The 11,334-nt window shown below is 70.5% G+C and carries 11 protein-coding genes, 1 tRNA gene and 1 pseudogene; 3 read left to right on the forward strand and 10 right to left on the reverse strand.

Features of this window, described 5'->3' with window-relative positions:
- Positions 1-14: 14 nt before the first annotated feature.
- The 6 genes from LXT23_RS48740 to LXT23_RS48765 form a co-directional block, all read right to left on the reverse strand.
- The gene (locus tag LXT23_RS48740; protein WP_253987417.1) at positions 15-1,334 is read right to left on the reverse strand and encodes an ABC transporter ATP-binding protein; all 1,320 of its coding nucleotides are present in this window, start codon (positions 1,332-1,334) and stop codon (positions 15-17) included.
- A gap of 9 nt (positions 1,335-1,343) precedes the next feature.
- The gene (locus LXT23_RS48745; protein ID WP_253987418.1) at positions 1,344-2,126 is read right to left on the reverse strand and encodes an ABC transporter permease; all 783 of its coding nucleotides are present in this window, start codon (positions 2,124-2,126) and stop codon (positions 1,344-1,346) included.
- A gap of 298 nt (positions 2,127-2,424) precedes the next feature.
- Positions 2,425-2,499 (reverse strand) — tRNA-Gly (locus LXT23_RS48750).
- An 84-nt stretch (positions 2,500-2,583) separates the two neighbouring features.
- A complete protein-coding gene (gene pgsA / locus LXT23_RS48755; RefSeq protein ID WP_253987419.1) occupies positions 2,584-3,273 on the reverse strand; it encodes a CDP-diacylglycerol--glycerol-3-phosphate 3-phosphatidyltransferase in 690 nt (229 codons plus the stop codon).
- A gap of 12 nt (positions 3,274-3,285) precedes the next feature.
- Positions 3,286-4,998, reverse strand: a complete 1,713-nt coding sequence (locus LXT23_RS48760; RefSeq protein ID WP_253987420.1) for a tetratricopeptide repeat protein — start codon at positions 4,996-4,998, stop codon at positions 3,286-3,288.
- Positions 4,955-5,644, reverse strand: a complete 690-nt coding sequence (locus tag LXT23_RS48765) for a lytic transglycosylase domain-containing protein (RefSeq protein ID WP_253987421.1) — start codon at positions 5,642-5,644, stop codon at positions 4,955-4,957. Before LXT23_RS48765 ends, LXT23_RS48760 begins: the two co-directional genes overlap by 44 nt.
- A gap of 87 nt (positions 5,645-5,731) precedes the next feature.
- Here LXT23_RS48765 and nadB point away from each other — a divergent pair, with 87 nt between their 5' ends.
- The 3 genes from nadB to LXT23_RS48780 are packed head-to-tail and all read left to right on the forward strand — an operon-like array spanning position 5,732 to position 8,675.
- Entirely contained in the window at positions 5,732-7,321 is a 1,590-nt protein-coding gene (gene nadB / locus LXT23_RS48770) for an L-aspartate oxidase (RefSeq protein WP_253987422.1), read from the forward strand.
- 6 nt (positions 7,322-7,327) lie between these two features.
- The gene (locus LXT23_RS48775) at positions 7,328-8,080 is read left to right on the forward strand and encodes a rhomboid family intramembrane serine protease (protein ID WP_253987423.1); all 753 of its coding nucleotides are present in this window, start codon (positions 7,328-7,330) and stop codon (positions 8,078-8,080) included.
- 1 nt (position 8,081) lies between these two features.
- Positions 8,082-8,675: an LOG family protein gene (locus LXT23_RS48780; protein ID WP_253987424.1), complete on the forward strand. Its 594-nt coding sequence runs from the start codon at positions 8,082-8,084 to the stop codon at positions 8,673-8,675.
- Positions 8,676-8,678: 3 nt separating this feature from the next.
- Here LXT23_RS48780 and LXT23_RS48785 read toward each other — a convergent pair whose 3' ends face one another.
- The 4 genes and pseudogenes from LXT23_RS48785 to LXT23_RS48800 form a co-directional block, all read right to left on the reverse strand.
- Positions 8,679-9,308, reverse strand: coding sequence for a hypothetical protein (locus LXT23_RS48785; protein WP_253987425.1), 630 nt, complete (start codon positions 9,306-9,308; stop codon positions 8,679-8,681).
- Positions 9,305-9,871 carry an orotate phosphoribosyltransferase gene (pyrE, locus tag LXT23_RS48790; protein WP_253987426.1) on the reverse strand — a complete coding sequence of 189 codons (567 nt, stop codon included), beginning with the start codon at positions 9,869-9,871 and terminating at the stop codon, positions 9,305-9,307. The genes LXT23_RS48785 and pyrE overlap by 4 nt, the downstream gene beginning before the upstream one ends.
- Before the next feature lie 3 nt (positions 9,872-9,874).
- Entirely contained in the window at positions 9,875-11,062 is a 1,188-nt protein-coding gene (locus tag LXT23_RS48795; protein WP_253987427.1) for a ParB/RepB/Spo0J family partition protein, read from the reverse strand.
- Between the two features lie 54 nt (positions 11,063-11,116).
- Positions 11,117-11,334, reverse strand: a pseudogene (locus LXT23_RS48800) (polymer-forming cytoskeletal protein); the annotation flags it as partial.

Below are 11,334 nucleotides of genomic sequence, written 5' to 3' on the forward strand. Positions count from 1 at the left end.
TGGCTCGGGGGCCGCTACCGGCCGCTCGCGACGCCGCTCGCCAGCGACGCCACCACCGGCTGCGACACCGGCGAGGCCTCCACCACCCAGCGGTGTGCCGGGCGGAACACGCCCCGCTCCGCGACGGAGGAGAACACCTGGAAGGTGAGGCGCGCCGTGGCGGTGCCGCCTCCCGGCGAGTGCGCCTTCACCTGCAGCACGTATTCACCCGACAGCAGCCCCAGCCGATCCATGACGAAGCGCACGCGGCCCTCGGAAGGGAGCTGCCGGGGCACCTCCACCTCCTCCATGCGCGTGCTCGTCTCGTACAGCGGCCGGCCATCCGCGGCCTGGAGCGAGACCTCGAACTCCACGTCCTCGCACTGCCCCTCCGAGGAGAAGTCCACGCAGACCTCGACCGGAGTCTCCGGCGACAGCGGAGCATCCGCCCCGGTGGACGACACCAGGCGCAGCCCGGTCAGCCGCACGGGCGAGGTGGACGAAGGCAGCTCCGCCGCCGGGCCGGGCACCTGCGGCAGCGCGCCACCACCCTCGGTGAGGGCCGGCGGGGTGAAGGCCTGGGACTGGGACTCGGCCAGGGCCGTGGCCTGCCGGTACTCGGCCGTCACGTCCGCGGGACGGCCCACCCGGCGGATGTACCCGCCGTCAATCCATGCCGCCAGGTCACACCAGCGGTCCACCGCGTTCAGGTCATGCGTCACGAGGACGATGGTCTTCCCCGAGTTCTTGAACTCCATCATCTTGGCGAGGCTCTTCTTGCTGAAGTGCTCGTCGCCCACGGCGAGAATCTCGTCGATGATGAGGATGTCCGGGTCCACGTGCGTGGCCACCGCGAAGGCCAGGCGCATGTACATGCCGCTGGAGTAGGTGCGCACCGGCTCGTCGATGAACTCGCCCAGCTCGCTGAAGGCGATGATTTCATCCATCCGGGCCCGCACTTCCGCGCGCGACATTCCGAGGATGATGCCGTTGATGAGGATGTTCTCCCGCCCGGAGAAGTCCGGGTGGAAGCCCGCGCCCAGGTCCAGCAGCGCGGAGATGCGGCCGTTGATCTGCAACAGGCCGGAGGTGGGCGTGTAGATGCCGGTGATGAGCTTGAGCAGCGTGCTCTTGCCCGAGCCGTTCCGCCCGATGATGCCGACCGTCTTGCCCTTGGGGATGGTGAGGGTGATGCCACGCAGCGCGGTGATGAGCCCGGCCTCACGGGCCTGACGCTTGCCTCGCAGCCAGCGGAGCAGCTCGGACTTGAACGTCGTGTACTCGCCCCGGATGGTCCGCTTCCGGAAGCTCTTCACGACGTCCTGCATGACAATGGCGTCCATGGGTTCCTGCATGGCGTCGGCTCAGATGGACTCCGCGAATTCCTCGCGGCGGGCTTCGAAGATCATCGAGGCGCCCCACAGCAGCGCCGCCGAGAAGGCGCCCAGCGCCAGCAGCGGCCCTGCGTCCGGGAGGCGGTGCTCATAGAAGATGGCCTGGTACGACGTGATGAGGCTCGCCATGGGATTGAAGAGCATGATGAGCGAGCGGACCTTCTCATCCTGGAAGGTGGTGAGCTGGTACAGCACCGGGGTGGCGAAGAACCACATCGTCAGCAGGTTGTTGACGATGTGCTGCAGGTCCCTGAACGTCACGTTGATGGCGGCCAGGATGTACGTCAGCGCCAGCGTGAAGGTGAGCTGGATGAGGACCAGCAGCGGGAAGACGATGATGTGCCAGGTGGGCCACTGCCCGTAGATGAGGCCCAGCCCCAGCATCAGCGGCAGCGACAGCATGTAGTTGCAGAGGTTCGTCACCACCACCGTGGTGGGGAGCACCTGGGCCGGGAAGCGGACCTTGGTCATGAGGTCTCTCCGGTCGCTGATGGCGCTCGCCCCGCCGCTGACGGAGCTGGAGAACCACATCCAGGGCAGCAGGCCCACGAACATGAAGAAGGCGTAGTTGGGCGTGTTCTGCCGCATCACCACGGTGAAGAGCAGCGCGTACACCAGCATGTGCAGGGTCGGGTTCAGGAACGTCCAGAGGAACCCGAGGAACGAGCCACGGTAGCGCGCCTTCAGCTCGCGCTGGACGAGGCTGAGCAGCAGGCCCCGATACTGGTACAGCTCACGGACGAGGCGAATCATGAGGGGGCCCTTCATATAGCAGGGCTTGCGCCGGATGTGAGGCAGCCCGGTGCGGCGGAGAGCATCCCCGAGTGCGCACGGATGACCGTCCGCCCTCGGAGCAACCTGCCCCCTCTGCCGAGCCGCACTTCATGATGTTTCAAGAGGAGCGCCCGCCCTGGAAGCAGGCGTCAGCGCGGGCCCGGCACCCGAGCGACTCGCAGCCGCCGGACGGGCGCGGACCGGGCCGCACGCGAGCAGGGAGATGCGAGGCCGGAAAAAGAAAAAGGCCCCCTGGTTTCCCAGGAGGCCTTTCGTCTGGAGCGGGAAAAGGGATTTGAACCCTCGACCCTCGCCTTGGCAAGGCGATGCTCTACCGCTGAGCTATTCCCGCATCAGGTACCGCTGCTTCGTTTCCGCCGCCGCTTCAGCGCCGCGCCGAAAGTGAGGCTGGATATACAGAGCCCTTCCGGACCCGTCAAACACTTTTCGCACCGCTCGGCTCGCCACCCCGCTTCGCGAGCATGGCGAGGAACGCACGGAAGTAGACCACCGCGCTCCACACCGAAAAGGCGCCCGACAGGTAGACCAACACCTTGCCCACGAGGTTGTAGTCCACGGGCACGGAGAAGGTGCCCACCTCCAGTGGGTGCACGTAGTGGACGCAGAGTGAAATGATGCCCACGAGCTGGAGGGACGTCTTCCACTTCCCCTCCTGGCCGGCGGCGATGACCATGCCCTCGCTGGCGGCGATGGTGCGCAGGCCGCTGACGATGAACTCGCGCGCGAGCAGGACGATGACGACCCACGCGGCGATGCGGCCCAGCCGGACCATCATCACCAGGGCGGCCATGGCGATGAGCTTGTCGGCGAGCGGGTCCATGAACTTGCCGACCACGGTGATGAGGTTCCACTTGCGCGCCAGGTAGCCGTCAATCACGTCGGTGATGGAGGCCACGGCGAACACCAGCCCCGCCCACAGCGAGTTGAGGGGGTCGGCGTCGTAGGTCAGCCAGACGAAGAGGGGGATGAGGAGGATGCGCCCCAGCGTGAGCATGTTGGGGAGGTTCCAGAACTCCTGCACCAGGATGCTGGGCTTGCGCTCCGCTCGGCGGCGCTCCCGCTCCTCCCGCTTCAGCCTCTTCCGGGTCGCTCGGTCCGTGGCCATGGAGGGCACCTTCTAGCGGACACCGAGGGCGATGAGGGCAAAACCTTCACCGCCCAGCTCCACTGCCGTCCGGAGGACTTCACCGGTGGGTGACTTGAGCAGGGGCACGACGCGGGGCGTGAGGTTGCCCTGCCAGCCCACCAGGTGTGTCAGGGGGACGGTGACGGGCTCCTCCATGCGCACTGGCACCGAGCGCAGCGGCCCGGGAAGGCTCAACAGCACCCGCCCCTGCCCTCGCAGGTGGACCAGGTCCAGGTCCGGGGCGATGTCCGACGGCACGCGTCCGTTCTCGAACATCACCGGCTCCTCGAAGGCGAAGACGCACTCGTCGCGGAAGTACGCGGAGTCCTCGCCCAGGTCCACCGCCAGGAAGGTGCGGCGCTCGGACGGTTCGATATAGAGGATGCCCCGGCCCTTCGCGCGCACCATCCGCGCCGGGCCCTCGCCAAAGGCCTTGTCCGTGGCGCGGCCCCGGAAGCGCTTCATCTCCGGCTGGAACGCGAGCTGGCCGCTGAAGGCCACCATCCCGTCCAGCCGCGTGAGCAGCTCGCCCGCCACCGCCACCGAGAAGCTGCCATGCCCCAGGAGGAACGGGTGCGCCGGGTCCGCGCCCGCCAGTGCCACCGCGGGCGCCAGCTCGGACAGCGGTGGGACGGAGGCATCCGGAGCCCACGCCGTGCCCGCCTGCCCCGCCTGCGGCGCCGCCGCCTCGGCCACCGCGGGCGGCTCGGCCGGAGCCTCCGCCGGGGCCGGGGTCGCCGTCCGGTACACCCCTCCGCCGGACTTCGCCGCGACCTTCTCCAGCTTCAGCCGCGACACCGGCACCGGCGTCAGCGGCGTGCTGGCCGCGAGCGCCGCGGACGTCTCCTCGAAGGTGGAGTCCGGAGGAGGCTCGTGCTGGGCCTCCATGGCCAGCTCCTCCGCGTCCTCGGGCGTGGCCGTGAGCACCGGCAGCTCCTCCGCGGAGGACAGGGAGCTGGGACCCTCGTCCTCGGCGAGGCGGATCTCCTCCTCTTCTGGCGCGGGAGCCGGAGCCGCGGCGGGGGACGCCGGCTTCTCGCCCTCCAGGCCGAACTGCGCCCCCCAGTCGCCCTCGGAGGCCGCGCCGAACCGCCCCTGCGCACGCGGCGGCACGGGGGGCGGAGTCGTGGCCGTGGCCATCGGTTCGCCAGCCTCCAGCTCCGCGCCGCCCCGGGCCCGGGTGGGCGCGGCGGGCGTGGGCGCGGACCGGGAGTAGCCCTCGCCGGCGATGGCGCGGGTCATCTTCTCCGCCATGGCGTCACTGCCGGCCAGGACGAAGTGCTCGCGCGCGCGGCCGTACTCGCCCATCTGGGCCAGCGTCAGGCCCAGGTAGTTCTGCGCCTTCTGGTGCTCGGGGGCCAGGTCGGTGGCCGTCTCGAACTCGCGCGCGGCGCGCTGGAGCGCGTTCGTCTTGAGGTACACGAGCCCCAGGTTGACCCGCAGTGTCGGGTCCACCGGGTTGTCGCGCACCAGCATCTCGTAGAGCTCCGCCGCCCGGTCGAACAGGCCGAGCTTGAAGTAGCAGAGCCCCAGGAGGTTCTGAGCCTTCTCGTTGCGGGGCTGGAGCTGGTGGGCGCGCTCCAGGAACTCCTTCGCCTCGATGACCTTGTTGGCGGCCAGCAGCTCGCCACCGCGGGAGATCTGCTGGATGAACTCGTCGTCAGCGGGGCTCTTCTCCCCCCGCCCCTTCGCGCGCGTCGTCATTCTGGGATGTGGGCTCGCGGGGTCCGCTCTCGACGGTCCGCTCGCGCTCCTTGTAGTGGTAGTAGAGCTGGAGCACCTTGCGCACGTACCCCTGCGTCTCTTCGTAGGGGGGCACCTTGCCGCCGTAGCGCTTCACGGCCTCCGGGCCGGCATTGTACGCGGCGACCATCTTCACCATGTCGCCTTCGAACATGTTGGCGAGCACGCGCAGGTAGCGCACCCCGCCCTCGATGTTGTCGCGCTCGTTGAAGATGTCCTTCACGTACATGTCCGACGCGGTGGCCGGCATGAGCTGCATCAGCCCGCTGGCGCCCTTGTGGCTGAGCGCATTCGGGTTGAAGTTGCTCTCCGTGTGCATGATGGCGCGCACCAGCGCCGTGGGAATCCGGTAGCGGTGCGCCGCGGCCACGATGTGCGGGTCCAGCTCCGGCGGCGTGCGCTTGCGCCCCACCACCGGCGCGCTCGTCGCCGGTGCCTTGGCGAACCCGCCCTTCATCTGCTTCGCCCGCTTCGTGCCGGCCGGCGGCACGTTCGTGTAGACGATGGTCCCGTCCTTCTCCACGTAGCGATAGATGGACTCGGCGGCACCCGCCGTCAGCGGCAGGGCCATCAGGATGGAGGCAAGGAGCGCGGGGAGGGCACGCATATCGGCCCTCGAACCTTAGACAAGCGCCGGAAAGTCCTCAAGAAAACGCCTTGTTTCCGGCACTTACCGCCATTAAGGCTGTCCACCATGCCCCATCGGTTCGACTTTCTCGTCCTCGGGAGCGGCGTGGCGGGTCTCTCGTTCGCCCTCCAGGCGGCCCGGCATGGCACGGTGGCCGTCCTCGCGAAGCGCGAGCGCGGCGAGAGCAATACCGCCTATGCCCAGGGCGGTATCGCCAGCGTGCTGGCCCCCACGGACTCGTTCGACGCCCACATCGAGGACACCCTCGTGGCGGGTGCGGGGCTGTGCCACCGGGACGCGGTGGAAGTCACGGTGAAGGAGGGCCCCGGGCGCGTGCGCGAGCTGGTGGACCTGGGCGCGGACTTCAACCGGCACGTCTCCGGCGAGTTCGACCTGACGCGGGAGGGAGGCCACTCCGCCCGGCGCATCATCCACTCGGGGGACATCACCGGCCGCGAGGTGCAGCGCGCGCTGCTGGCCGCGTGCGACGCGTCGCCCAACATCACCTTCTTCCCGCACACCGCCGCCATCGACCTCATCCTGGACCGGCGGATGCCCAACCCCGCCTCCAGCCGGTGCCTGGGCGTGTACGCGCTGCTGGACACCGGCGACATCGAGCGCTTCCTGGCGAAGGTGACGGTGCTGGCCACCGGCGGCGCGGGCAAGGTGTACCTGTACACGTCCAACCCGGACGTGGCCACGGGCGACGGCGTGGCCATGGCGTACCGCGCGGGCGCCAAGGTGGCGAACATGGAGTTCTACCAGTTCCACCCCACCTGCCTGTACCACCCGGAGGCCAAGAGCTTCCTCATCAGCGAGGCGCTGCGTGGCGAGGGCGGCAAGCTGCGGCTCAAGGGCGGCGCCACCTTCATGGAGCGCTACCACCCGCTGGGTGCGCTGGCCCCGCGTGACGTGGTGGCGCGCGCCATCGACGCGGAGCTCAAGCGCACCGGCGACGAGTGCGTCTACCTGGATATGACGCACCTGGGGCGCGCCTTCCTCACCGAGCGCTTCCCCAACATCTACGCCACCTGCAAGGCCTTCAACATCGACATGGCCGTGCAGCCCATCCCCGTGGTGCCCGCGGCCCACTACATGTGCGGCGGCGTGGTGACGGACCTGGACGGGCGCACCAGCGTGCCGGGCCTGTACGCCATCGGCGAGGTGGCCTGCACCGGCCTGCATGGCGCCAACCGGCTGGCGTCCAACTCGCTACTGGAGGGGCTCGTCTTCGGCCACCGTGCGGTGAAGGCGGCCACCGACGAGCTGCCCGGCCAGTCCGCCCGGCGCGAGGACCCGCCCGCGTGGGACGCGGGCCACGCGGTGGAGTCGGACGAGAGCGTCGTCGTCACCCACAACTGGGACGAGATTCGCCGGCTGATGTGGAACTACGTCGGCATCGTCCGCACGGACAAGCGGCTGATGCGCGCGCGGCGCCGGCTGGAGCTCCTGCGCGAGGAGATTCGCGACTACTACTGGCGCTTCAAGGTGACCCGCGACGTCATCGAGCTGCGCAACATCGCCGAGGTGGCCTACCTCATCGTCGACTGCGCGAGCCGCCGCAAGGAGAGCCGCGGCCTGCACTTCACCCTGGACTACCCGCACGGGGACGACCACCACTGGCTGCGGGACACCGTCCTCTCGAGGGAGCTGTAGCCGCCCATGTCGTCACGCCCGCGCCGCATCCTGGATGCGCCCGACTCCCCTGGCCCCACGCAACCGGGTGGCGAGGCGGGTGGGCCGCCCCCGCCCGTGAAGGCCCCCGCCCTGCCCCGCCCGTGGGTGGGCTACGCCGTCCTCGTGGGCGCGGTGGGCATGTTCCTGGCGGAGGAGTTCAGGCTCATCCCGAAGGGGCTCGTGGCCCCGGACGGGACGCTGCTGAGCGAGCAGGTCGGCCCGCTGGCGCTGTACGGCCCCCTCGTTCAAGCGGGCCAGTACTGGCGGATGCTGACGGCCGTGCTCGAGCACGGAGGCATCCTCCACCTCGTCTTCAACATGTCGGTGGTGGTGACGCTGGGCTTCACGCTGGAGCGGGGCATCGGCAGCGCGCGCTTCCTGGGGCTCACCGTCGTCAGCGCGCTGGGCTCGTCCGCGTTCTCGCTCATCTTCAACTTCGACGTCACCACGGTGGGCGCGTCGGGGATGATTCTGGGGTGGGCGGGCGCCATGCTCCCCATCTCCACGCGCGAGGGCCGGCGGGAGCTGTTCATCTGGCTGGCGCAGGTGGCCGTCCTCAGCCTGCTGCCCTTCGTGAGCTGGGCGGGCCACCTGGGCGGGTTCCTCTTCGGGCTGCCGTGCGGCGTGGCCCTCCGGATGGGCCGCCAGGTCTACGCGCGCGCCCTGCCCATCATCCTCTTCCTCACCCTGGTGGTGGTGCTCTTCGCGGCCCACCCCGAGCGGCGCGGGGGCATGTGACATGGAAGTGCGGAGCCTCTGCGTGTTCTGCGGCTCGCGGCCCGGCACCCGGCCGGAGTACCTGGACGCGGCGCGGAGCCTGGGCACCGAGCTGGCCCGGCGCGGCCTGACGCTCGTCTACGGCGGGGCCAGCGTCGGCATGATGGGCGCGGTGGCGGACGGCGCGCTGGCCGCGGGCGGCAAGGTGGTGGGCGTGCTGCCGGGCTTCATGGGCCCGAAGGAGCTGGCCCACCCGGGGCTGACGGAGCTGCTCTGGGTGGACTCCATGCACGAGCGCAAGGCGCTGATGGCGGAGCGCTCCGACGCCGTCATCGCCCTGCCCGGTGGCTACGGCACGCTGGACGAGCTCTTCGAAATCGTCACCTGGGCGCAGCTGGGCCTGCACCGCAAGCCCATGGGGCTGCTGGACACGCGCGGCTTCTACCAGCCGCTGCTGGCCATGGCGCGCCACCTGGCCGAAGAGGGCTTCGTCCCGGCGGAGCAGGCCGCGCCCTTCGCGGTGAGTGAGTCGCCCGCGGAGCTGGTGGAGCGGCTGCTGGCCGGCCCCACCCTGCCGCCCGTGGAGAAGTGGCTCCGGCGCCCCAGCCAGACGTGACGGCTACTGCGCGGACATCGTCAGGTCCGTCTTCCCCAGCGACGAGGCCATGCGGAACACCACCTGCGCCGTGCCCGGGGGAATGACGGGCTCGCCCGTGGAGAGGGCGGTGGGGAACTGCACCTCGTAGCCCACCCAGAACACGCCCGTGTAGGGGTAGTAGGCCCGCATCTCGAGGTCCGCCCGGCCGATGCGGCGGATGCGCGTGGGCGTCACCTCGCCCGACGGCGTCACCAGGGCGATGCGCCAGATGGTCTTCTTCAGGTCGAAGTCCGCGTACTTGTAGTCGTTGACGTGGACGCCGAGGAAGAACTCGTGAACCTGCGCGGCCTCGGCACGCTCCTCGGCCAGCAGCTGCTCCACCTTGTTGGCCGGCAGCACCTGGAAGGCCGCCTGACGCCGCACGCGCGCCTCGCGGAACTCCAGCGTCTGCAGCGTGGCGCCCGCGAAGACGCGGGTGTCGAAGCCGTCGTAGATCTCCTCGCGGCCCGAGTACTTCTCCAGGAGGTTGCGGTACGCCTGCTCCGCCTGCTCATCCGGAAGCGTGGGGGCCTGCTCTCCGACGGAGGGCGGCGTGTTGACGCAGCCGGCCAGCAGGCCCAGCAGCGCCACGGTGACGAGCGGCTTCTTCACGGGATGAAGTCCTTGCGGGTGAACAGCGTGAAGAGCCGGTGGCCAGCGGCCTCCACGGCCTCGCGCCCGCCCTCCAGCCGGTCCACCAGCGCGAAGGCGCCCAGCACCTTGAGGCCTTCCGCCTGCGCCCGCTCAATCGCCTTGAGTGTGGAGGCGCCCGTGGTGACGACGTCCTCGACGATGGCCACCGCCGCGCCCTGCCCCAGCCCGCTGAGCCCTTCGATCCACTGGCCGGTGCCGTGGCCCTTGGGCTCCTTGCGGACGATGAAGGCCGCGAGCGGATGGCCCGACAGGTAGCCGGTGAGGCTCACCGCCGAGGCCAGCGGATCCGCGCCCAGCGTCAGCCCGCCCACGCCCACCGCTTCGAGGGCCTCGCGGCGGATGGCCTGCAGGAACAGGCGGCCGATGAGGAAGTGGCCCTCGGCCAGCAGCGCCGTGCGCTTGCAGTCGATATAGAAGTCCGACTCCTTGCCGGACGAGAGCACCACGCGCCGCCGCTCGAAGGAGCGCTCCGTGAGCAGCTCCAGCAGCCGGTTCCGGTCGCGCGCGAGCAAATCCACCATGGTCTACAGCCCCTCCAGGTACGCCACCAGCTCCGACGAATACCGCAGCTGCATCAGGAGCTCCGCCTTGCGCGAGTCGTCCAGCGCCGCGAACACGTCCGCCAGGAGCGCGAGGTCCTGGTTGATGGCCCCGAGCCGCTGAGACACGTCCTGCGCCAGCTCGTCCGCGTCGATCTCCTCTTCCACGCCCTCGGGCGCGAGCGAGTCCTCGGTGGCGAGCGCCTTCTCCAGCATGTCGCGCACGGCCGCGCTCAGCCGGCCCTCCGACTCCAACTGGTCCCGCTTGGCCTCCAGCACCTCCGGCTCCACCGGCGTGGCGTGGATGGCGTCCGCCAGGGACATGAGGAGCGCGTCCTCGTCCGACAGGTGCGCGTGCACGCGCGCCTGCACCGCGTCCCGCTTGAGGAAGCGCAGCGCCGCCACGCGACGGAAGCCGCAGACGAGCTGGTAGCGGTCCTCGCCGGCCGGACGCACGTCCACCGGGAACAGCTGCCCCAGCCGCGCGATGTCCGTGGCCAGCCCGGACACGTCGCCTTCGGGACGCAGGCGGAACGCGGTGTCGTCCTGGAGCTTCTCCAGCGGCATCAGCGCCAGCGAGACGCGGCCCGCCAGGCGCTCCTCCGGAGCAGACAGCCCCTCCGGGAACTCTTCATCCTCGGAGCCCTCCTGCTCGGCTCCGTCCTCCGTCGATTCGGACACCTGGGCTCCACCCTGCTCGGTTTCGCTCTGCTGGGACTCACCCTGGGACGCGGCGTCGCGAGAGGGCCCACCACCGCCCTGCTCCGCCCCGCCGTTCGCCGGAGCGCCGGCACCCTCGGCGCGGTGCTCGCCACCGTGCTGCTCACCTTCGGCACGGTGCTCGCCACCGTGCTGCTCACCTTCGGCACGGTGCTCGCCGCCGTGGCCGTGCTCGCCGCCGTGCTCACCCTGGCGGTGCTCACCGCCGTGCTCGCCGTGCCCGTGCTCACCCTGACGGTGCTCACCCTCGGCGCGGTGCTCGCCGCCAGGGTCGCCGTGCGGGTGCTCGCCAGACGGGGCACCCTCGGCGCGGTGCTCACCGGACGCACCCTCGCCGTGGCCGCCCTCACCCGAGTGCGGCTGCCCCTGGGCTGGCTCGGAAGACGACGAGCCCCCCTCGGGCGCGTTCCCCTGCGCCCCTTCCTGTCCGTCAACCCTGTGCTCGGCGTCCATGGCGGCACCCCTGGTCTGCTCACACCCGCACCAGGCTGGCGCGGGCGATGCGCTCTAGCGGGCCTTCTTCTTCACCACGACCTTCTTCTTCGCACCAGCCCCCATGACCTGCGGTGTTGGCGGCTCGGCGGCGCCCGCCTGCTCAGCCGGCGCGGGCGCCGGACGACCCTCGACGCGGGTCGGCGGCGGAGGCGGAGGCAGCGGCCTGCCGGCCGGCCGGGCGGGCGGGGGCGGCGGAGGCGCCGCGGTCGGCCGCGTGGCCGGAGCCGTCG

The sequence above is a fragment of the Pyxidicoccus xibeiensis genome, from assembly GCF_024198175.1.
GTDB classification, from domain to species: domain Bacteria; phylum Myxococcota; class Myxococcia; order Myxococcales; family Myxococcaceae; genus Myxococcus; species Myxococcus xibeiensis.